Source organism: Pseudomonas tremae, from assembly GCF_023278125.1.
Classification (GTDB): domain Bacteria; phylum Pseudomonadota; class Gammaproteobacteria; order Pseudomonadales; family Pseudomonadaceae; genus Aquipseudomonas; species Aquipseudomonas tremae.
Window position 1 is genome coordinate 2,538,790 of sequence record NZ_CP066270.1, and the last position, 20,245, is coordinate 2,559,034.

Genomic DNA, 20,245 nt, shown 5'->3' on the forward strand with positions numbered 1-20,245 from the left:
CCATGCATTTACTGAGAACCCAGCCCGGCGGTTTTGTACCGGACGACAGCATCGCCGACCTGGGGCAGACGCCAGCCGAGCTGGTGATTCTCTGCAGCGGCGATTCCAGCCTCGCCCTGCTGGCCGAAGCCGCCCGGCAACTCCCTGAGGATTACCCCAGCCTGCGTCTGGCCAACCCGATGCAGGTACAAAATCACGCGTCGGTCGACTTGTACGTTGACGAGGTCTTGCGCCACGCCAAAGTCATTCTGATTTCCCTCCACGGCGGTATTGGCTATTGGCGTTACGGCGTGGAACGACTGATGGAGCTGGCGGAGCGTGGCGTTGACGTCATTCTGGTGCCGGGCGATGACCGCCCTGACCCCGAGTTGAGCGACCTGAGCACAGTGCCTGCCACAGAGCGCGACCGGCTCTGGCAGTTTCTGCGTCAGGGCGGGCTGCAAAATGCGCTGGACCTGTATCGCTGCATGGCCAGTCAGTGGCTTGGTCGTGATTACCCTTGGGCCGAGCCGCAGCCATTGCCGCGCACGGCGGTCTATCATCCGCAACGGGCAACTGCCGGGTTGCATGACTGGCAGGCAGAATGGCGTGCGGACCATCCTGTGGTCGCGCTGTTGTTCTACCGTTCGCACTTGCAGGCTGCCAACACCGGCTTTATCGATGAGTTCTGCACTCGCTTGCAGGCGCAGGGCATCAACCCTTTGCCGATTGCGGTCGCTAGCCTGAAGGAACCGGGCTGTTTCGTTCAGGTGGAAAACTGGCTGGATGAGGCTGGGGTCGAACTGATCCTCAACACCACCGGCTTTGCGCAGTCGAGTCCGGAGTCGCCGCATTTACGCCCGTTCCGGCGCGACGTGCCGGTCATTCAGGCGATCTGTGCCCAGGACAACGAACCTGCCTGGGAGGCCAGCGAGCAGGGGCTCGGCGCTCGTGACCTGGCGATGCACATTGCCTTGCCGGAACTGGACGGGCGCATCATCAGCCGACCGATCAGCTTCAAGGATCTGGCCTGGCGCAGCGAGCGCAGTCAGTCGGATGTGGTCTGTTACCGGGCCCAGCCTGATCGTATGGACTTTGTCGCACAGCTGGCGCGGCGCTGGATCGAACTGGCGCGCCTGCCCAATGCCGACAAGCGTGTGGCGCTGATTCTCACCAACTATCCGACCCGCGATGGGCGGATCGGCAACGGCGTCGGCCTCGACACGCCAGCAGCTGCGCTAAACATTCTGCGCGCCATGCAGGCCGAGGGCTATCCGCTGGAGCAGTTGCCGGAAAGCGGCACTGCGCTCATCCAGCAGCTACTCGGTGGCGTGACCAACGACCTGGACAGCATCGACCAGCGCCCTTGTCAGCAAAGCATGGCGCTGGATGAATACCTGGCGGCATTCAACGAACTGCCGCAGAGCAACCGCGACGCAGTGAACGCCCGCTGGGGTGCTCCGAATGCAGATCCGATGTTCCGCAGTGGCAGAATGATGATCGCCGGTCTGCGTTTCGGGATGACCTTCATCGGCATTCAGCCAGCACGCGGTTACCAGGTTGATCCCAGCGCGGTCTATCACGATCCGGATCTGGTGCCGCCGCACGGTTATCTGGCGTTCTACTTCTGGTTGCGCAAGGCTTACGGCGCGCATGCAGTGGTGCATGTTGGCAAACATGGCAATCTCGAATGGTTGCCCGGCAAGGGCGTCGGTTTGTCGCGAACCTGCTGGCCGGATGCGGTACTGGGCGCGATGCCCAATATCTATCCATTCATCGTCAACGACCCAGGCGAGGGCGCACAGGCCAAGCGCCGTACCCAGGCAGTGATCATTGACCACCTGATGCCACCGCTGACCCGCGCCGAAACCTACGGCCCGTTGCGCAATCTGGAGCTGCTCGCTGACGAATTCTACGAGGCGCAGTTGCTTGATCCGCGGCGCGCTCGTGAGCTGCAACGCGACATTCTCGAACTGGTCCGTGAAACCCGCATTGATCGTGAACTGGCGCTGGACGAGTCCACTGACAGCGACGCCGATGCAGCAGTCTGGCTGCCACGTCTGGACACTTACCTGTGTGATCTGAAGGAATCGCAGATTCGCGATGGCCTGCATATTTTTGGTCAGTCGCCGGAAGGGCGTCTGCGTACCGACACCTTGCTGGCCCTGTTGCGTATTCCGCGTGGCGACGGGCGCGGAGCGCAATCCAGTCTGTTGCGGGCCTTGAGCAAGGCCTTCGGGCTGGAGTTCGACCCGCTCGATTGCGAGCTGGCCGCGCCCTGGACCGGCGCCCGTCCCCCTGAGTTGCTGGCCGTCAGCACAGACCCCTGGCGCAGTGCGGGTGATGCCCGCGAACGGCTTGAGCTGTACGCTGCTGCCATGATCGAGCGGGTCACGCAGGGCGAAGAACTGCACGACCTGCCGGTTCATGAGGACCTGGCGCTGATCATCGACAGCCTGCGTGAAGTGGTCGCGCCGCGGCTGGACGCCTGTGGCCCAGGCGAAATGCAGGGCATGCTCGACGCACTGAGCGGCCGCTTCGTTCCGGCGGGGCCTAGCGGCGCGCCCAGTCGCGGACGTCTGGACGTGCTGCCGACCGGGCGCAATTTCTTCAGCGTGGACGTGCGCAACCTGCCGACCACCACCGCCTGGCGCATTGGTTTTCAGTCGGCAAACCTGCTGCTGGAACGCCACCTCCAAGATCATGGCGATCACTTGCGCCAGTTGGGTCTGTCCGTCTGGGGCACGGCAACCATGCGCACCGGCGGCGACGACATTGCCCAGGCGATGGCCTTGATGGGCGTTCGCCCTGTGTGGGCGACCGGCAGTCAGCGGGTCGATGATTTCGAGATTCTGCCGATCAGCCTGCTGGATCGCCCGCGGGTGGATGTCACCTTGCGGGTATCCGGGTTCTTCCGCGACGCCTTCGCCAACCTCATCAAGCTGTTCGATGCAGCCGTTCAGGCTGTCGCAGCACTGGATGAGCCGGATGACATGAATCCGCTGGCGGCCAGAGTGCGCAAAGAACGCGAGAGTTTTGTGGCGCAAGGTCTCGACGAAGACGAAGCTGCACGCCAGGCTGGCTGGCGGATCTTCGGCGCCAAACCGGGTGCCTATGGCGCTGGTGTGCAGGGGGCCATTGATGGCCGCCTGTGGCAAAGCCGCGAAGACCTTGCCGAGGTTTACCTGAATTGGGGCGGTTACGCCTATGGCGCTGCAGATGAAGGCACCCCGGCCCGGCAGCGTTTCGCTGAGCGCCTGTCTAAGGTGCAGGCAGTCTTGCAGAACCAGGACAACCGCGAGCACGACCTGCTCGATTCGAACGATTATTACCAGTTTCAGGGTGGCATGCTTGCAGCGTCAGAAAGCCTCAGCGGGCAGAAGACTGCCAGCTATCATGGCGATCACAGCCAGCCTGATGTGCCGAAAATCCGCACCCTCAAGGAAGAGCTGAACCGGGTAATCCGTTCGCGTGCGGCAAACCCGAAATGGATCGAAGGGGTCAAGCGTCACGGCTACAAAGGCGCATTCGAGATGGCCGCGACTGTGGACTTTCTGTTCGCCTTCGACGCGACTACCGAACTGATCGACGATCATCAGTACGCGTTGCTGGCCGACGCATATCTGCTTGATCCGGCGACCCGCGAATTTATCGCACAACATAACCCCGACGCCTTGCGCGACATGACCGAGCGCATGCTCGAGGCTCAGCAGCGCGGGCTCTGGCAGGAACCTGGCGAGTATCAGCAAGCGCTGGAAGACCTGTTGTTGGACATAGAAGAGAGTTGATGACCGTGCCCGATTCAAGCCGTAGCGACACTCCGCATTTTCCGCTGGCCGCAGTGGTCGGGGCAGATGATCTGAAACTGGCACTGTGCCTGACCGCCATTGACCCGCGCATTGGCGGTGTATTGATCGAGGGGCCGCGTGGCATGGCCAAGTCGACACTGGCGCGTGGTTTGGCTGATTTGCTGGCCAGCGGTCAGTTCGTCACTTTGCCGCTGGGCGCGACTGAAGAACGGCTGGTCGGCACGCTGGACCTGGACGCCGCGCTGGCCGAGGGTCGTGCGCGTTTCTCGCCGGGCGTGCTGGCAAAGGCAGATGGCGGTGTGCTGTATGTCGATGAGGTCAACCTGCTCGCCGATCACCTGGTCGATCTGCTGCTGGACGTTGCCGCCAGCGGTGTCAATCTGGTCGAGCGTGACGGGATCTCCCACCGGCACGCTGCGCGTTTTGTGCTGATCGGCACCATGAACCCGGAAGAAGGCGAACTGCGTCCGCAATTGCTGGATCGCTTTGGCCTGAACGTGGCGCTGAGTGGTCAGACACAACCTGTCGAGCGCAGCCAGATCATCCGACGCCGTCTGGATTTCGATGCCGATCCAGCGGTTTTTTGTCAGCATTGGCAAGCACAGCAGGACGCCTTGAAGCTTCGTTGCGAGCAGGCGCGTTTGCTTTTGCCCGACATCGAGCTGGACGATCAGTCGTTGGTCGCGATCACCGAGCGCTGTTTTGCTGCCGGTGTGGATGGTATGCGCGCTGATCTGGTCTGGCTGCGGGCTGCACGAGCCCATGCTGCATGGCGTGGGGTGGGGCAGATCGAAGAGCAGGACATCGAAGCTGTCGCTGAATTTGCCTTGCGTCACAGACGTCGCGAACCGACTCCGCCGCCGCAGAATCAGGAAGCGCCGCCGCCACCCGAATCGTCGCCTAAGTCGCCTAAGTCAGACAAACCCGAAAGCGGGCAGGGCAGCTGGGGTGAGTTGCCGGCTCAGGCAGTGGTCACCGGGTCACGCCGTGAAGTGCCGAGCTGGCCAAAAAAGCCGTAGGCATCCGCCCCCGTATTACTCAGGGGGCGGATGCCATCCCCCGTCCCGGTCGATTGGCCTCCGGCAGGCAAGGAGCCATTCGCGCAGGTGCCGAGGGCCTGGTGCAATGGCTGCCCACCTTATTGAGGGGGCGACCGAAGAGCCGCAAGGATCTAGTCCGCCAACCACGTAGCGCTCGCCCGAGTGAGTTGCTGCTTGTGATTGTCGATGCGTCGGCGTCGACGCGACGTCATCAGGCTCTTAGTCAAGCCAAGGGCCTGCTTTCTCAGGTATTCGATGACGCCTATCGACGCCGTGCGCGGCTTGCGTTGCTGACGGCCAGCGGCGCTGTGCCGCGCTGGCAGCATCAGGGCCTCAAGGCTTCAGCAGCATTGGTTCCATGGCTTGACGGGCTGGGCGCGGGGGGCGGCACGCCACTGACGGCCGCGCTGGAACAGGCCAGAGCATGGCTGGAGCAACGCCAGAAGCGCTATCCCTCCGAACAGCATCGGGTGCTGGTGATGACCGACGGCAGGATCAAGCAACTGCCTGTGCTGTCGGCATTTACCTGTGCCAGTCTGCTTATCGATATAGAGAAGGGTCCGATCCGCCTTGGAAGGGCCAGAGAGCTGGCATCAAGCCTGGGCGCGGAATATCGCCATATCGACGAGCTGAAAGAGGTTTGAGGCGCGGCGCCTGATTCACTCTCGTGCCCGAACAGAGCATTGGCGGGGGAGTGAATCGGCTTCAGGTATCGCGATTGGCGCAAGGCGCAATCAGGCAGGCATGGTCCACGGCTTGAGGTCGTAGCCTTCGCTGCTGATTTCTGCGCGGGCCTGTTCCAGCGCACTGGCCAGTTGCCGCTTGTCTGAGTAGGTGCTGCTCGGGATCTGCTTGCGACCGATGCGATTGCTGGTGCGGTCAATCACCGTCAGGCTCAGCTCGCCGTTACCGTCCTGTGGTGCCCAGGCAACACACTGGAAGGGTTCAAAAGCGTGTCCAGCGATCAGAAGTGCATCGTTGAAGCGCAGTGGGGCGTTCATGGTCAAATCCTCAAGTGCCCGTATCAATTCAGTCTCGGCGGTGGGCTGACCGTCCGGCTGGTTACTTGTGTTGATGAACAACAGGGGGGCGTGAGTCACACTGTTGAAAAGAAATTTTCTGTTTTTTTCAAACGCGGCTTAAAAAACAGCCCTGAATCGGCCGCTAATGAACCGAAAGGCACTTAATGACACCTGCCGAAGCTTGTTAGACGTAATCGGTACAAGGCTGCGTCAAATAGTTGCTAGGGTGGTAGTTGGGCTCGCCAACATGCTGTTTATAAGAAGTTTTTAATAATCCAACTCGACGCCGGGCGCCAAGGACTCTTCATGCATCTATCGGCCCCACCGCGACGTCTGTTAATAATCGACGCCAATGACGACTTTCACCAACTGACGCAGGCACTCGACGAGACCGGATGGACGGTACAGCGGGGTACGCTTGATTCAGCGCGTGATGCTGGCTACGACGTCGGCCTGATCCATTTGACGTCTGATCATTTCGAGCATCCGGAGCAGATTGAAGGACTGCTCTCGGGCACTCGTAAGCAGTGGATTGCGCTATTGGCGCCCGATGACCTGCGGCATGAACAGAGCAGCGAGTTCGTCTGCAAGCGCTTTTTTGACGTTCACTCCCTGCCATTTGACATGGGTCGGATGCAGACCAGTCTGGATAGAGCCTTCGCGGCAGGCTGTGTGCCTGCATCAGGCACACCACCGGCGCCGGCTGCCGAGCCGGAAATGCTAGGTGAAAGTCGCCCGCTTCGTGCCCTGCGCAGGCTGCTGAGCAAGTTGGCGCCCACCGACTCGCCGGTGTTGATTCGTGGTGAGCGCGGAACGGGCAAGAAGCTGATTGCGCGCAGCCTGCACGCCCAGTCCCAGCGGCACAGTAAACCTTTCGTGGTGGTTGATTGCGGCTCGGCGCCCGAGCACTCGATCCACGCCGAGCTATTCGGCTATGAAAAGGGCGCGTTTGAAGGGGCTCTGGAACGCAGAGCAGGACAGATCGAGGCGGCGCACGGAGGCACGCTGTTGCTTGATGAAGTCGGCGATCTGCCACTTGAAGCGCAGGCGCATCTGGTGCGATTTCTCGAAGAGCGGCAGGTTCAGCGTCTAGGGGGCATTGAGTCGACTGCAGTGGATATCCGCGTGCTGGCCACGACCCGTGAGGACCTTGAGGCGGCGGTGGGCAAGAAACGCTTTCGCGAGGATCTGTATTACCAGCTCAATGTGCTGCAGGTAGGGACCGCGCCATTGCGCGAACGTCATGGCGATCTGGCGCTGCTGGCCAACCACTTCGTTCACCGGCACAGCGTCGAAACGGGCAGAAAAGCGCGCAGTTTCAGCCAGGACGCTTTGGTCGCACTGGGCAAGCACGACTGGCCTGGCAACGTGAGCGAACTTGTCAGCCGGGTACGGCGGGGGCTGATGCTGGCGCAAGGGCGGCAGATCGAGGCAGCGAATCTTGGCTTGCAGGGCGAAGAAGAGAATGCCGGCAGCATGGACACACTGGACGAATACAAGTCCCGCGCCGAGCGTCAGGCATTGTGTGAGGTGCTGACGCGCCACAGCCACAACATGAGCGCGGCGGCCAAGGTTCTGGGCATTTCGCGGCCGACCTTCTACCGGTTGCTACACAAGCACCAGATCCGCTGACCTGTCCAGCAGACGCATCACCGCCGCCATCGCCAGCTCGTGGCGTTGCGGCCAGCCACCCCCTAGCACCTCATATGCCTGCCCATGACTGTCAAGCCAGTCTCGACTGGCCTCGAAAAAGGCTTGGCGTTCATCTAACTGCGGCTGACAGCGCTGGCCGTCGCTTATCCATTCCACCCCTTCTGGCGACAACAGCAGATGCAGGTCGTAGCGCCTGCTCAGCAGTTGTTGTTCGATCCACGCAGGGCAGTCACCGAACAACGCCCGGCTCCAGAGCACATTGCTCAGCAAGTGGGTATCGAGAATCAGCAGTTCGGGCTCGCTGGCGCGTGCCGCGTCTTCCCAGGCCAATTGGCCATGTGCGATGGCCGGGATATCTCCATAAACAGTGTCACGCCCCTGCTGATCGATAAAGTGGCGGACGTATTCGCCCACCAGCACTCCGCCAAAACGACGTTGTATTTCGGCTGATAGCCAGCTCTTGCCGCTGGATTCCGGGCCGGCCAGCACCAGGACTTTCATCGTGCCAGCGCCAGATCGTTGCGCCATTCGCGCCAGCCCTGTACGGCCAACAGGGTGAAAAGCCCGTAGAGCGCAGCCGTCAGGTAAAGCCCCTTGTAGATAAACAGGCCTACGAAAATCACGTCCAGCAGAATCCACAGCGGCCAGCACTGGACACGCTTTTGCGCCATCCAGACCTGCGCCACCAGGCTGAAACCCGTCAATGCAGCGTCCAGCCACGGCTGAGCGGCATCGGTGAAATGCGCCATGCCCGCGCCCAGCGCAACGCTGATAATTGCGCCAACAACCAGACCTTTTATCAGCGGGCCGCTCTGCAACACTGTGACGGCCCGAGCTGGTAGACCATTGCCATGTCGGGTCCATTGCACCCAGCCATACACCTGCAGGCCGGCATAAATCACTTGCAGCAGCATGTCGGAATAGAGCTTAACGTCGAAGAAAATCCAGATATAGATGACCACCATCACCAGCCCGATTGGCCAGCACCAGGGATTCTGCTTCACTGTCAGCCACACTGCGATAACGCCGATGGCGGCAGCGAAGAGTTCAAGCCCGGACATGGCGGCTCCTTGATGAGGTTTGTTAAGCGGCAGGGGCGGCGATTGTATGCGCTTCTGCGCGCGGCGTGGAGCTTGTGTTGAACAGGTGCGAAGCTGGCAGGCGTTGTGCGTGCAGGTCTGCTAGCATTCCGCGCCTTGCAGTGCCTTGCCGATGAATTCAGGCCCGCTGCAGGTTCAAGCTACGTTCAGGCTTGTCGCGGCATAGTGGCAACCATTTTTTACACAACAACACTAAACAGCGAGCCTGCGGCATCGCTTCATGGGGGAATGATGGATCTTTGGACCGCTGCTCAGGCGTTGATATTGGGTTTCGTAGAGGGTTTGACGGAGTTTTTGCCGATCTCCAGTACCGGGCATCAGATCATCGTTGCCGATCTGATCGACTTTGGTGGCGAGCGTGCCATGGCCTTCAACATCATTATTCAACTGGGTGCCATCCTCGCGGTGGTCTGGGAATTTCGCCGCAAGATTCTCGACGTGGTGGTGGGTTTGCCCAAGCAGCAGCAGGCCCAGCGTTTCACCCTGAACCTGCTAATCGCTTTCATGCCAGCTGTCGTGCTGGGGGTTATTTTTGCCGACACTATCCACCACTACCTGTTCAACGCGATAACTGTCGCAACCGCACTGGTTGTCGGTGGCGTGATCATGCTGTGGGCCGAGCGACGTGTGCACACGGTGCGTACCGAAACCGTCGATGACATGACGTGGAGCGATGCCCTGAAAGTGGGGCTGGTGCAGTGTCTGGCGATGATTCCGGGCACATCGCGCTCTGGCTCGACCATCATCGGCGGTCTGTTGTTCGGCCTGTCACGCAAGGCGGCGACCGAGTTTTCGTTCTTTCTGGCCATGCCGACCATGGTCGGTGCTGCGGTCTACTCGGGTTACAAGTACCGTGACATGTTTCGGCCGGACGACTTTGCGGTCTTTGCCATCGGCTTCATCACATCCTTTGTCTTTGCAATGATCGCTGTTCGCGCGCTGCTCAAGTTCATCGCCACCCACAGCTATGCAGTGTTTGCCTGGTATCGGATCGCCTTCGGTTTGCTGATTCTGGCGACCTGGCAGTTCGGCTGGATTGACTGGGCGTCGGCAAAAGCATGACCGCCCAGCGCCGGCCTGCGGCACCTGCCGATCGGGGCAGGGCGCCTGTGCGGGGAGTACGCCTCAAGCTTTGTGTGTTCGTGCTGTTGTGCGCAATGCCGGTCTACGGTTTGGCGTCTCTGTGGATCACGCAGGGCACCATGATCCCGGCTATTGTGCTGGTGGTCATGAGCTTGCTGGCGTTCATGCTGTACCGCAGCGACAAGCGCCAGGCTGGTAGCGGCGGCCAGCGCACGCCGGAAAACGTCCTGCATACGGTCGAGCTTCTGGGTGGCTGGCCAGGGGCGCTGTTGGCGCAGCAGATGTTTCGTCACAAGACCCGCAAGGTGCCTTTTCAGGTGGTCTTCTGGCTGATCGTGCTGGCGCATCAAGCGTTCTGGATCGACTGGCTGTTTCTGGGCAAGCGGCTTTTGCAGGCAGTACCGTGGTCTTTATAGCTTCAGGCCGATCTGTTTCAGTTTCGGCAATTTGCCCACCACCAGTTGGTGCGAGCGGGTCAGCAAGTCGTGTATCTCGGTTTCGTCCAGGGCGTGCAGGTCCGTCACGCTGACCCAGTAAGCTCGCGCCAGATAAGGCGCAGGCCTGATACCCGGCCTGTCCACGTAGCCCAGAAACAACTCCGGGTGAACCTTGAAGGCAAGGTCCTGACCGGTGAGGTCCATGACCGCGAACATCTTTTTCTCTGCGACGGAAAACACCCGTACGCCGCCCCATTTGTAATCTTCCCGCGCGCCCGGCAGGCCAAGGCAAAATCTGGCAATGTCTTCTTTGTGCATGTATTGACCTCTCGTATCACACGTCGCGCGGTAAGCTGTTCGATAGCCGCACGAATATTCGATCCGCAGATTGTATGCTGCAGCAACACTCATTAGTGTGCTCGTTTTGCCTTGTGTGGAGCCTCGTATGCCTGTTGTGCAACTTGCCGATGGTGAACTGAATTATCTGCTGGAAGGCCCGGCCAGCGCGCCGATGCTGGTGTTTTCCAATTCGCTGGGCACCAACCTGCATATGTGGGACAACCAGGTTGCAGCCTTCGCAGGGCACTTCCGGGTGCTGCGCTACGACACTCGCGGTCATGGTCAATCTCTGGTCACCGGTGGTAGTTACACTATCGAGCAGAACGGGCGTGACGTGGTCGCACTGCTTGATGCGCTGCAGATCGAAAAAGCCTTCTTCTGCGGGTTGTCGATGGGTGGGCTGATCGGCCAATGGTTGGCTATCAATGCGCCGCAACGCTTGCACAGGGTTGTGTTGTGCAATACCGCAGCGAAAATCGGCAATCCGGATACTTGGAATCCGCGTATCGAAACAGTGTTGCGCGAGGGGCAGGCGGCGATGGTGGCGTTACGTGATGCCTCTATTGCGCGCTGGTTCACGCCAGCGTTCGCAGACGCCGAGCCTGCCAGGGTCGAGGCTGTGGTCGGCATGTTGGCGAGTACTTCTCCGCAAGGCTACGCGGCCAATTGTGCCGCCGTACGCGACGCAGACTTTCGCGAGCAACTGGCGACCATCAAGCTGCCCGTCTTGGTGGTCTGCGGCACTGAAGATGCAGTAACGACGCCTGCCGACGGGCGTTTTATGGTCGAGCGCATCAAGGGCTCGCGCATGATCGAGCTGCACGCGGCGCATTTGTCCAGCGTCGAAGCCAGCGAGGCTTTTGCCGCTGCAGTCCTGGCTTTTCTGACCGAGCGGTAACCCGCGTTCCCGGCCGACCCTGTCTTGAGGGGCATGCCGTAGCGCGGCATACTCGGCGCTCTTGAAGCGAGGTGGCCGGGTGTTCGATCTCAATGATCTGTTTTATTTCGTCCAAGTGGTCGAATGTCGAGGCTTTGCGCCTGCTAGCCGCAAGCTGGGGATTCCCAAGTCCAAACTAAGTCGGCGCATCGCCGGGCTGGAAGAGCGCCTGAGCGTTACGCTGATTCACCGCTCGACCCGCAAGTTTGCGGTGACCGAAAGCGGACGCGATTACTATGGGCATTGCGTGGCGATGCTGGTCGAGGCTGAAGCCGCAGAAGAGGCCATCCAGCGTTCAAAATCCGAGCCTCAGGGCAGGGTGGTCATCAGTTGTCCGCCAGCCATGGCCGCCATGGGCATCAACGAGTCCATTGCCCGGTTCATGGCCGCACACCCCAAAGTGCAGGTAAATATTGAAAGCACCAACCGGCGTGTCGATCCGCTGGCCGAAAACATCGACATCGCGTTGCGGGTACGTTTTCCGCCGCTGGAAGATGACGGTCTGGTGGTGAAACAGCTTGGCCATAGTGCACAGCGGCTGGTAGCACACCCTGATCTGGCTGCACTGATCCCGGCAGGTGCGTCATTCGGCGAGTTGGCCAGGTTGCCCAGTATGGATGTGCCATCTTCCACGCCGGAGCACCGCTGGCTGCTGGAAAACGGACCAGGTCACTACGTCGAAGTGCGACACGTACCGCGGCTGGTGAGCTCGGATCTGGACGCCATACTGCAGGCAGTTTTGCAGGGTGTCGGTGTGGCGCAGTTGCCGGAAATTCTGGTCAGAGAGGCCTTGCAGCAGGGCCGTGTGGTGGAGCTGTTCGATGCGCATCGCCCCAAATGCGGCATTTTGCACGCGGTGTTCGTCTCGCGACGAGGTCTGCTACCAGCCGTAAGGGGCTTGCTGAACGAATTCGAGAGCTCGTTCAAGGAGCTGACGCAGAACCCGGAATCTATCTATTGTTCTTTAAATAGAACGAACAGTCGCGTTAAGGGCGGCTAATCAATCATTAAGATCACAGGTAGGATGCTCCCACTTGATCGCTCAACGGCGACACTCATTTGGGAAGCCCGTCATGAAAATCCTGCACCTTGATTCCAGTATCCTCGGCGACCATTCCGCGTCGCGTCAATTGACCCATGAAGTTGCTCAGGCTTATCAACGCGCCCATGCCGACAGCCAAGTGACCTATCGCGACCTGGCCGGCGAAGCGCTTGGGCATTTTTCTGCTGCCAGCCTTGCTGCAGCGGGCACTCCGGTAGAGGCCCGAGACGCCGCCCAGCAGCAGGAAGTTGATAGCAACGAAGCCACTTTGCAGCAGTTTCTCGATTCCGATGTGCTGATAATCGGCGCGCCGATGTACAACTTCAGCATCCCATCGCAGTTGAAGGCGTGGATTGATCGCATCGCTGTCGCCGGGCGCACTTTCCGCTACTCCGAAGCCGGCCCTGAAGGTCTGTGCGGCGGCAAGAAAGTCATTATCGTGTCGACCTCCGGCGGCCTGCATCAAGGGCTGCCAACCGGCGCCGGTCATGAAGAACTGCTCAAGGCACTGTTTGCCTTCATCGGTATTACCGATCTGCAATTCGTCCGTGCCCACGGTCTTGCTTATGGTGAAGAGCCTCGTACCAATGCGATGGCAGCCGCCAGACAGCAGATCGACAGCAAGCTTTTCGCTGCCTGATTCATCATGCATTGCATAAAAACTCCACAGTCCGCGCACGGTTTTGCGCATGGTTGTGGAGTTTTTTAATATGTGAAGCGCGAGTGGCTGAAACCTTGACAGCTTTCCTACAGGTAATTGCGGGCTTGCAGTATTAAGCTGTCGTCTGATTGACCTGTTTTCCAACTGATTAACGAGCAATTCGAGAGTGCGCAACAGAGGCAAACAGATTGTGGCCCGGCTTGTGCACTATTTCAGTTTTCAAGACTCTCATTTGAGTGAGAGCGGCGCGCTGGAGCATGATGCTCGACACAAGCGCATAACGGACTGTCCGGACGAGTTGCCGGAATTGCAAAGGTTGGGCCTTGCCATGGTACGTCTTTGTGCAGTGATGCTGGTTTGCCTGCTCGACAGCCTGATTCCTGTTTACGCCCAGGCTGACGAGTCCTGGAGTGCCGGTTATCACGAGTTGAGTTTCCCCGACCCGCTGGATTCGCGGCCTGTGCAGGCCATTGCCTTTTATCCGTCAACGGGCAGCGAACAGACGAGCATCCTCCAGGGCTACCGCGTCGACGCCAGCGAAGACGCACCCATCGCCATGGGTCGTTTCCCGCTGCTGCTGCTTTCCCACGGCAATACCGGCACGCCTCTGGCGTTGCATGACCTCGCCACTTCGTTGGCCCGTCAGGGGTTCGTGGTGGTTGCCGTGGTACACCCGGGCGACAATGATCGCGACCATAGCCGTTTGGGCAGCTTGAGCAATCTTTATGGTCGTCCGCTGCAGATCTCCGAAGCGATCAGCACGGCTTTGCTAGATCCAATGCTTGCGCCTTATCTCAATGCCCGTCAGGTGGGGGTTATCGGTTATTCCGCCGGTGGCGAAACCGCGCTGATTCTGGCTGGTGCGCAACCTGACTTGCAGCGCCTGCGCCGATATTGCCTTGAGCGACCGCTGGATCGCGACGCCTGCAAGACTCAGGGTGAGCTGGTGGCAGATCGTGATGACCTGCATGCGCAGGCTGACCCAAGGGTTGGTGCGCTGATGCTGATGGCGCCGCTAACGCTGATGTTCGGCCGTCACACGCTGGGGGATGTACATGTTCCGGTGCTGATGTACGCCGGGGATGACGATCAGTTGCTGGCGCTGGACAGGAACGCAGAAGCTCTGGCGCGCAAACTGCCCCAGGCTCCGGAATACAAGTTGCTGGCAGGGGCAGGGCACTTCGTGTTCATGGCACCGTGCAGTGACGAACAAAGGTCAAGCGCACCTTTATTGTGCAATGACCCTGACGGCGTAGACCGCGAGGACATTCATCGCAACCTGAGCGCCGAGGCTGTAAAGTTTTTCAGTGCTGCGCTTAACTCTGCCGACCCCGATCATTCTGGTATGCAGACAGCCGGTCATCTATAACGCCCCTCAGGCGTCCAGCGATCGCAGGTAATCGCCAAACCCGCCCCTGGCCTTCGAGTCCAGGCGGGTACTGGTGGTGACACGCGGGCGGCAGCTCCAGGCTATCCGCGCACCTATCGATTCCAGCTGACGAACCAAGTGCACATCTTCGTGGCAGGTCAGCGAAGGGAAACCGCCCGCGCTGACGTAGGCTATCGAACTCACTCCCAGATTGGCCCCATGAATGTGCCGATGGCCATCGCGGTGCTGATAGTGCTCTATGTAAGCCGCTTGGGCCGCAATCGAAATACCACTGTTCCAGTCGCCCGGCATCACGGTTCCGCATACTGCGTCGGCATCCAGCGCCAGCTGTTCGGCAAGCCAGTCACTGGCCACGGTGCTGTCGCCATCTGTGCAGGCCAGCCAGCGCGCGCCTCTGTCGAGAAGAACGGCAGCGCCCTCGGCGCGCGCCTGGCCTACGTTACGCGCCGAAATTTCAAGGGTCATCGCGCCGTATGCTCGTGCGATGTCTGCCGAACCGTCCGTACAGCTGTCGAGAACGACCAATACTTCAACCCGTTCGCCTTTCAGGTCCGGGTGAGCTGCAGCCTGCATGACCGTTTCAAGGCACAGGCCGAGCAGTTGCTCTTCATTGTGCGCCGGAATCAGAATGCCGATCATGGGAGAACTCCTGTTCTGCTACGGAGGTTTCATCACGACTCCACAGGTCCAGCAAGAAATCCTGTTCGTGATGACTGAAAAGCCGGTGCATGGCTAACCGCTTGCCAAGGATGTCGTGGACGGCCTGTGCATTCAGTGGGCAGCCTTCTATATCGGGACGCCAGTGGCAGGCGAGCAATTGACCGTCAGGTGTCAGGGCCGACAGCGCGCAATCGATCAGACGATTGAGATCATCGACGTCAAGGTAATACCCCAGTTCGCTGAACACGATCAGATCAAACTGTCCCTGCGGCCACTGATGCGGCAGACGCGCCTGCACGACAGTGGCGTGGGGCAGTGCCGCCAGACGATGCCGCGCCAGATCGACCGCCAGGCTCGACGTATCGCAGCACACCAGCGCGTCGCAGCGCGCCGCAAGGGCTGCACTGAGCTCGCCATTGGCACAGCCAGGCTCGAATATCGCACGGTAATGTTCGCGGGGCAGGGCGGCCATTGTCAGGGCACGCTTGCGTCGCTCGTACCAGCGCTGTTTGAACGCCCAAGGGTCATCGTTATTGCAAAACAGCTCGTCGAAGTAGCTGTCGGCCACGCTCATGTGAACACCACTTCAAAAGGTTGCAGCAGTCGTTCGAGAACCGCGGCAGGCAGCACGGGCGACAGGCCGATGCCTGGGTCCCCCTCCAGCTGGCTGACAAACGCCTGGGCTGCATGGCGCTTGCGGGCCAGTGTCATCGGGTCCAGCAACAGCTTGCGTGCGCGTTCCCATGGCAGGCGCGGGTCTTCCGGGTCAGCCCAGTGCCAGGCCCAGACGGGGAATTCATGCAGTTGCGCACCGCTCGCCAGGCAGGCCCTGGCACTGGCCCGACCAACCGCTTCATGATCGCCATGGCCGTCACCCGACCATGTGGCAAATACCACATCGGCTGGCCCCAGATGCTTCTCTAGGAACGTAACCAGCCGATCTTCCTCGTCAGCCACCGCGCCGTCCTGAAAACCGCCTCGCGCCCATTCCAGCTGCTCGGCGGGAACCTGAAGACGATGCAGCGCTTCGGCGCTTTCCTGAGGGCGCATTTCAGCCAGGCGCTCGACAGACCAGAGCATTGAGCCTGGGTGGCTACCGGTGCCGTCAGTGACCGAGATAACCAGCAGTTTGCGCTCCAGCTGCGCCAACTGACTCATCAGACCGCCACAGCCCAATACCTCATCGTCAGGGTGCGGAGCTATGATGACGGCCCGGCAATTGGGCGGTACCAACAAGTCTGCAGTGATGACCGCCAACTCACGCAGTTTTGCGGACGCATTCCACGCCGCCAGGGGAGTGCCCTGACCGGCGGAATCGTCGCTGACCAAAAAGCCTTCACTCATTTGCTGGCGTCCTCACAATGACCACGTTTGCGCGGCAGGCAGTCGGGCACCTGTCAATTGACCCAACGCTTCCAGGTCGCGTTCGGCATGGCTCTGGCGCAGGAACACCGGCAGGTCGGTGATCAGGCGGGCAAAATGTGCGTCCTTGCAATAAGGCCCAGCGCCGACTGCGCGGCCTACGTGCTGAATCACCAGATCCGCAGCCTGCTCGACATAGGCACGGCAGCGTCTGGCGAGCACTTCGGCGTTTTCAGTCGGTGCTTGGTCCAGATGCACGGCGGCAGCGCGCAGCACGTCGATTGCCGCTGTGAGCGCAACATCCACCGCACCAAGATGCGCGAGCGCATGGGGCTCTTCACGCTTGCTGACCTGTGCGAGCAGGCGCTGCGCGATTGAGCGGGACGCACCGTACCAGCAAGCCGCTATGCCAATTCCGCCCTGCCAGAAACCGGGTCGCTCCAGGTAGCCTCCCGGTGCGCCGATCAATTGGCCGTGTGCCTGGTCGAACACCACTTCGATACTTCCGGTCGCGCCCATGCCCACGGCACGCCAGCCCTCGTTCGTCAGGTGTACGCCGGGCTGCTGAAGCCTTACGGCGACCAGTTGCTGGCGATTTTCCTGGTCCCAGGCAGTGATCAACGCATGGCTCAACACATTTGCGCCAGAGCACCATGCCTTGCGACCGGTCAGGCGAATCGAATCGTCCGAGCCGTTGATGTTCACCCGTGCCTGCGGCGGCTCTGCCGCCCACATGCCCCAGGTGCTGAATTGTTCGGGGGGCGGGGCACCCAGTTCCGCCATGATAGCCAAGGCGTCTGTATGCCCCTCATACAACTTGCACAACCCCAAATCGTGGCCTGCCACGCAGGCCAGCGCCTGCCAGCGCTCAAGTGTCTGACCACCGGCAGGCAGGGGAAGCTGATCCAGACCTTCTCTGACCAATGCATGCAAGCACTCGCCCAGCGCACGCGTATCGGCATAGCCATGCTTGCGCCAGTCGAGAAACTCACTCAAGGCATCGGTCATTGCGGATCTTCGTGCTTCAGTTCGAACAGCAGCAGTGAACGTGGGGTAACGGTGTATTCCGAACCGAACGCAAATTGCTCCTTGTTGCGTGCATCGTCCTGATTGGTGTCGATCAGGCACTCATAATGCGTGCCTTCAGGCACCTCCGGAAGCGTGAAGTTGACGCCGTCGTGGTGTGCATTGACTACCAACAGCAATGTGGCGTCAGCACCCGGACGACGAATCCCGGTTTCCTGTGCGCGGCCATCCATCAGCATGCCGAGGCAGCGACCATTGGCATCATGCCATTGCTCTACGCTCATCTCTTCGCCATTCGGGGCGAGCCAGGTGACATCCTTGACGCCGATTTCTTCGTTGTAATCGCCGACCAAGAAGCGACTGCGACGCAGGATCGGGTAGCTCTGACGCAGCTTGATCACTCGGGTCACGAACTTGAGCAGCGCCTCGCCGTCTTCGTCCAGATCCCAGTTGATCCAGCCAATCTCGCTGTCCTGACAGTAGGCGTTGTTATTACCGTGCTGGGTACGGGCGAACTCGTCACCGGCAACGATCATGGGTGTGCCTTGTGCCAGCAACAGGGTGGCGAAAAAGTTGCGCATCTGACGCAGGCGCAGGGTATTGATGTCCTGATCTTCAGTCGGACCTTCAACGCCATGGTTCCAGGACAGGTTGTTGTTGCTGCCGTCCTGGTTGTTTTCGTCGTTTGCTTCGTTGTGCTTGTCGTTGTACGAAACCAGGTCGTGCAGCGTGAAGCCGTCGTGAGCGGTGATGAAGTTCACCGAGGCCTGAGGGCGACGACCGCGCTGGTTAAACATGTTGCCGGACGCAGTCATGCGCGCAGCGAAATCGGCCAATTGGCCTTCGTCGCCTTTCCAGAACGCACGCACGGTGTCGCGAAACTTGTCGTTCCATTCCATCCAGCCCGGCGGGAAACCACCGACCTGATAGCCGCCCGGGCCACAATCCCAAGGCTCTGCGACCAGTTTGACCTGACGCAGCACAGGGTCCTGACGGCACGCAACCAGGAAGCTGTGGCGCTCGTCGAAGCCGTCGTGGTAGCGACCCAGAATGGTTGCCAGATCGAAGCGGAAACCATCGACATGCATTTCCGACGCCCAGTAACGTAGGGAGTCGGTGACCATCTGCAGGACACAAGGATGGCTCAGGTCAAGCGTGTTGCCGGTACCGGAGTCGTTGATGTAGTAACGCTTGTCGTCCGGCATCAGTCGGTAATATGAGGCATTGTCGATACCGCGCATCGACAGGGTAGGGCCCAGCTCGTTGCCTTCTGCGGTGTGGTTGTAGACCACGTCGAGAATGACTTCCAGCCCGGCATGGTGCAGGTGCGCGACCATTTCCTTGAATTCGGCAATCTTGCCGCTCGCCAGATAACGCGGGTCCGGGGCAAAGAACGCGATGCTGTTGTAGCCCCAATAGTTGGTCATGCCTTTTTGCAACAGATGCTGATCGTTGACGAACGCATGGATCGGCAGCAGCTCTACGGAGGTCACGCCCAGCTTGCGAATATGCTCGACGACAGGTGCCGATCCCAGACCGGCAAACGTGCCACGCAGCTCTTCGGCGACTTCAGGGTGGCGCATGGTGATGCCGCGCACATGGGTCTCGTAGAAAATGGTCTTGTCCCAAGGCGTGCCGACACGTTGGTCGCGGCCCCAGGTGTAGGCCTCGTCGATAACCTTGCTTTTCGGCACGAATGGCGCGCTGTCGCGTTCATCGAAGCTCAGGTCGCCATCGGGGTGGCCAATGGTGTAACCGAACAGTGCTTCTGACCATTTCAGTTCGCCGACCAGTTGTTTGGCGTACGGGTCGATCAACAGCTTGTTGTGGTTGAAGCGATGGCCGTTCTTCGGATCGTAAGGGCCGTAGACGCGGTAGCCGTAGATCAGGCCTGGGTGCGCATCGGGCAGATAGCCGTGGTAGATCTCGTCGGTGTATTCCGGAAGTTCGATACGTTCGATTTCTACTTCGCCGGTCGAATCGAACAGGCACAGCTCAACCTTGGTGGCGTTCGCGGAGAACAAGGCAAAGTTGACGCCCAGCCCGTCCCAGCTCGCACCGAGGGGGAAGGGGAGCCCCTCACGAATGCGCGTCGGGGTACTGGCAGGATTGTCATGCTGAGCGGAGCTGTCATCTGCCGCGGTAGTGGACTTCGTATTCATGGTGACTTCCTGACGTCGAATGGTTTTCTGAGCAGCCGAGACCGCTATCGAAGCCGTGGGGGCTCCAACATTAAAGATAACGAGTGGAGTGGCGGCAGGCCTCGGCTCTTATCAGAGCGAGACCTGCAACAATTGACCGGAGTACGGCCAGAAGAGTTTCAAGAATCAGACGATTTGCGCGGCTTCTTGGCAGCAGGTTTTGCAGGTGCATCGCTGGCAGCCGCTGGCGCCGGTTTAGCCTTTGGCGCAGGCTTGGGAGCCGCCTTGGCAGCAGGTTTGGCTTTCGGAGCTGCAGGCTTGGCTGGAGCGGACTTCGCGACCGGCTTGGCTGGGCCTTTTGCTGGCGCCTTGGCGCTGTCTACTTCAGGCAGCTTCGGCTTGGCCGATTTGCGCACAGTTGACTTGTTGGGTGCCAGTGCCTCGGCTTCCGCCAGTTTGCGCGCCATTTCCCAATGACGCTCATCATGACCGGAAGGTTTGCCCTCCGATTCCCAGATCTGATAAGCGAAATCGCGAATTCTTTTTTCGTCTGCACTCATGTCG

At 60.1% G+C, this 20,245-nt stretch carries 20 protein-coding genes; 10 read left to right on the forward strand and 10 right to left on the reverse strand.

Features of this window, described 5'->3' with window-relative positions:
• The first annotated feature begins 2 nt into the window (after nt 1-2).
• The 3 genes from cobN to I9H09_RS11595 are packed head-to-tail and all read left to right on the forward strand — an operon-like array spanning nt 3 to nt 5,472.
• Nucleotides 3-3,767, forward strand: coding sequence for a cobaltochelatase subunit CobN (gene cobN, locus I9H09_RS11585; protein WP_122346953.1), 3,765 nt, complete (start codon nt 3-5; stop codon nt 3,765-3,767).
• Nucleotides 3,767-4,807, forward strand: coding sequence for a magnesium chelatase ATPase subunit I (locus I9H09_RS11590; RefSeq protein ID WP_122311764.1), 1,041 nt, complete (start codon nt 3,767-3,769; stop codon nt 4,805-4,807). The genes cobN and I9H09_RS11590 overlap by 1 nt, the downstream gene beginning before the upstream one ends.
• A 53-nt stretch (nt 4,808-4,860) precedes the next feature.
• Nucleotides 4,861-5,472 carry a vWA domain-containing protein gene (locus tag I9H09_RS11595; RefSeq protein WP_053932702.1) on the forward strand — a complete coding sequence of 204 codons (612 nt, stop codon included), beginning with the start codon at nt 4,861-4,863 and terminating at the stop codon, nt 5,470-5,472.
• 90 nt (nt 5,473-5,562) lie between these two features.
• On the opposite strand, the gene I9H09_RS11600 is transcribed toward I9H09_RS11595, so the two are convergent.
• Entirely contained in the window at nt 5,563-5,829 is a 267-nt protein-coding gene (locus I9H09_RS11600; protein ID WP_005894108.1) for a hypothetical protein, read from the reverse strand.
• A gap of 327 nt (nt 5,830-6,156) precedes the next feature.
• Between I9H09_RS11600 and I9H09_RS11605 the strand changes: the two genes are divergently transcribed.
• The gene (locus I9H09_RS11605) at nt 6,157-7,482 is read left to right on the forward strand and encodes a sigma-54-dependent transcriptional regulator (protein WP_024691169.1); all 1,326 of its coding nucleotides are present in this window, start codon (nt 6,157-6,159) and stop codon (nt 7,480-7,482) included.
• Here I9H09_RS11605 and I9H09_RS11610 read toward each other — a convergent pair.
• Entirely contained in the window at nt 7,459-8,004 is a 546-nt protein-coding gene (locus I9H09_RS11610) for an AAA family ATPase (RefSeq protein WP_024669365.1), read from the reverse strand. The genes I9H09_RS11605 and I9H09_RS11610 overlap by 24 nt on opposite strands.
• Nucleotides 8,001-8,564 carry a nicotinamide riboside transporter PnuC gene (pnuC, locus tag I9H09_RS11615; protein WP_053932701.1) on the reverse strand — a complete coding sequence of 188 codons (564 nt, stop codon included), beginning with the start codon at nt 8,562-8,564 and terminating at the stop codon, nt 8,001-8,003. Before pnuC ends, I9H09_RS11610 begins: the two co-directional genes overlap by 4 nt.
• 270 nt (nt 8,565-8,834) lie before the next feature.
• Between pnuC and I9H09_RS11620 the strand changes: the two genes are divergently transcribed.
• Nucleotides 8,835-9,665, forward strand: a complete 831-nt coding sequence (locus I9H09_RS11620) for an undecaprenyl-diphosphate phosphatase (protein ID WP_122346954.1) — start codon at nt 8,835-8,837, stop codon at nt 9,663-9,665.
• The gene (locus tag I9H09_RS11625) at nt 9,662-10,102 is read left to right on the forward strand and encodes a DUF1294 domain-containing protein (protein ID WP_122311761.1); all 441 of its coding nucleotides are present in this window, start codon (nt 9,662-9,664) and stop codon (nt 10,100-10,102) included. The genes I9H09_RS11620 and I9H09_RS11625 overlap by 4 nt, the downstream gene beginning before the upstream one ends.
• On the opposite strand, the gene I9H09_RS11630 is transcribed toward I9H09_RS11625, so the two are convergent.
• Nucleotides 10,097-10,441 carry an MmcQ/YjbR family DNA-binding protein gene (locus tag I9H09_RS11630; RefSeq protein ID WP_024691165.1) on the reverse strand — a complete coding sequence of 115 codons (345 nt, stop codon included), beginning with the start codon at nt 10,439-10,441 and terminating at the stop codon, nt 10,097-10,099. The two genes, I9H09_RS11625 and I9H09_RS11630, sit on opposite strands and share 6 nt — an antisense overlap.
• 127 nt (nt 10,442-10,568) lie before the next feature.
• On the opposite strand from I9H09_RS11630, the gene pcaD reads away from it, so the two are divergent.
• The 4 genes from pcaD (at nt 10,569) to I9H09_RS11650 (ending at nt 14,471) form a co-directional block, all read left to right on the forward strand.
• On the forward strand, nt 10,569-11,360 hold the full coding sequence (gene pcaD, locus I9H09_RS11635) for a 3-oxoadipate enol-lactonase (protein WP_122346955.1): 792 nt from the start codon (nt 10,569-10,571) through the stop codon (nt 11,358-11,360).
• 79 nt (nt 11,361-11,439) lie between these two features.
• Entirely contained in the window at nt 11,440-12,399 is a 960-nt protein-coding gene (locus I9H09_RS11640) for a LysR family transcriptional regulator (RefSeq protein WP_122346956.1), read from the forward strand.
• A 73-nt stretch (nt 12,400-12,472) separates the two neighbouring features.
• The gene (locus I9H09_RS11645; RefSeq protein ID WP_024691162.1) at nt 12,473-13,081 is read left to right on the forward strand and encodes an FMN-dependent NADH-azoreductase; all 609 of its coding nucleotides are present in this window, start codon (nt 12,473-12,475) and stop codon (nt 13,079-13,081) included.
• A 349-nt stretch (nt 13,082-13,430) separates the two neighbouring features.
• Entirely contained in the window at nt 13,431-14,471 is a 1,041-nt protein-coding gene (locus I9H09_RS11650) for an alpha/beta hydrolase family protein (protein WP_024691161.1), read from the forward strand.
• Nucleotides 14,472-14,477: 6 nt separating this feature from the next.
• On the opposite strand, the gene I9H09_RS11655 is transcribed toward I9H09_RS11650, so the two are convergent.
• The 6 genes from I9H09_RS11655 to I9H09_RS11680 all read right to left on the reverse strand — a co-directional run bounded on the left by I9H09_RS11655 (nt 14,478) and on the right by I9H09_RS11680 (nt 20,241).
• Entirely contained in the window at nt 14,478-15,131 is a 654-nt protein-coding gene (locus I9H09_RS11655; RefSeq protein WP_005894122.1) for a glycosyltransferase family 2 protein, read from the reverse strand.
• Complete coding sequence (locus I9H09_RS11660) at nt 15,100-15,726, reverse strand: class I SAM-dependent methyltransferase (RefSeq protein ID WP_122356309.1); 627 nt, start codon at nt 15,724-15,726, stop codon at nt 15,100-15,102. The genes I9H09_RS11655 and I9H09_RS11660 overlap by 32 nt, the downstream gene beginning before the upstream one ends.
• A complete protein-coding gene (locus I9H09_RS11665; protein ID WP_054997322.1) occupies nt 15,723-16,496 on the reverse strand; it encodes a PIG-L deacetylase family protein in 774 nt (257 codons plus the stop codon). Before I9H09_RS11665 ends, I9H09_RS11660 begins: the two co-directional genes overlap by 4 nt.
• A gap of 12 nt (nt 16,497-16,508) precedes the next feature.
• Nucleotides 16,509-17,522: an acyl-CoA dehydrogenase family protein gene (locus tag I9H09_RS11670; RefSeq protein WP_122311756.1), complete on the reverse strand. Its 1,014-nt coding sequence runs from the start codon at nt 17,520-17,522 to the stop codon at nt 16,509-16,511.
• On the reverse strand, nt 17,519-19,702 hold the full coding sequence (gene glgX, locus I9H09_RS11675) for a glycogen debranching protein GlgX (protein ID WP_005894126.1): 2,184 nt from the start codon (nt 19,700-19,702) through the stop codon (nt 17,519-17,521). Before glgX ends, I9H09_RS11670 begins: the two co-directional genes overlap by 4 nt.
• 158 nt (nt 19,703-19,860) lie before the next feature.
• Nucleotides 19,861-20,241 (reverse strand): DUF2934 domain-containing protein, encoded by a 381-nt coding sequence (locus I9H09_RS11680; protein ID WP_024691157.1) that lies wholly within the window; start codon nt 20,239-20,241, stop codon nt 19,861-19,863.
• Nucleotides 20,242-20,245 lie beyond the last annotated feature (4 nt).

Coding starts and splice junctions, on each gene's coding strand:
- pnuC (WP_053932701.1), bottom strand. CDS start 8,564: ATGTCCGGGCTTGAACTCTTCGCTGCCGCCATCGGCGTTATCGCAGTG.
- I9H09_RS11600 (WP_005894108.1), bottom strand. CDS start 5,829: ATGAACGCCCCACTGCGCTTCAACGATGCACTTCTGATCGCTGGACAC.
- I9H09_RS11610 (WP_024669365.1), bottom strand. CDS start 8,004: ATGAAAGTCCTGGTGCTGGCCGGCCCGGAATCCAGCGGCAAGAGCTGG.
- I9H09_RS11605 (WP_024691169.1), top strand. CDS start 6,157: ATGCATCTATCGGCCCCACCGCGACGTCTGTTAATAATCGACGCCAAT.
- I9H09_RS11660 (WP_122356309.1), bottom strand. CDS start 15,726: ATGAGCGTGGCCGACAGCTACTTCGACGAGCTGTTTTGCAATAACGAT.
- I9H09_RS11665 (WP_054997322.1), bottom strand. CDS start 16,496: ATGAGTGAAGGCTTTTTGGTCAGCGACGATTCCGCCGGTCAGGGCACT.
- I9H09_RS11655 (WP_005894122.1), bottom strand. CDS start 15,131: ATGATCGGCATTCTGATTCCGGCGCACAATGAAGAGCAACTGCTCGGC.
- I9H09_RS11670 (WP_122311756.1), bottom strand. CDS start 17,522: ATGACCGATGCCTTGAGTGAGTTTCTCGACTGGCGCAAGCATGGCTAT.
- I9H09_RS11590 (WP_122311764.1), top strand. CDS start 3,767: ATGACCGTGCCCGATTCAAGCCGTAGCGACACTCCGCATTTTCCGCTG.
- I9H09_RS11650 (WP_024691161.1), top strand. CDS start 13,431: ATGGTACGTCTTTGTGCAGTGATGCTGGTTTGCCTGCTCGACAGCCTG.
- cobN (WP_122346953.1), top strand. CDS start 3: ATGCATTTACTGAGAACCCAGCCCGGCGGTTTTGTACCGGACGACAGC.
- I9H09_RS11680 (WP_024691157.1), bottom strand. CDS start 20,241: ATGAGTGCAGACGAAAAAAGAATTCGCGATTTCGCTTATCAGATCTGG.
- pcaD (WP_122346955.1), top strand. CDS start 10,569: ATGCCTGTTGTGCAACTTGCCGATGGTGAACTGAATTATCTGCTGGAA.
- I9H09_RS11630 (WP_024691165.1), bottom strand. CDS start 10,441: ATGCACAAAGAAGACATTGCCAGATTTTGCCTTGGCCTGCCGGGCGCG.
- I9H09_RS11625 (WP_122311761.1), top strand. CDS start 9,662: ATGACCGCCCAGCGCCGGCCTGCGGCACCTGCCGATCGGGGCAGGGCG.
- glgX (WP_005894126.1), bottom strand. CDS start 19,702: ATGAATACGAAGTCCACTACCGCGGCAGATGACAGCTCCGCTCAGCAT.
- I9H09_RS11620 (WP_122346954.1), top strand. CDS start 8,835: ATGGATCTTTGGACCGCTGCTCAGGCGTTGATATTGGGTTTCGTAGAG.
- I9H09_RS11645 (WP_024691162.1), top strand. CDS start 12,473: ATGAAAATCCTGCACCTTGATTCCAGTATCCTCGGCGACCATTCCGCG.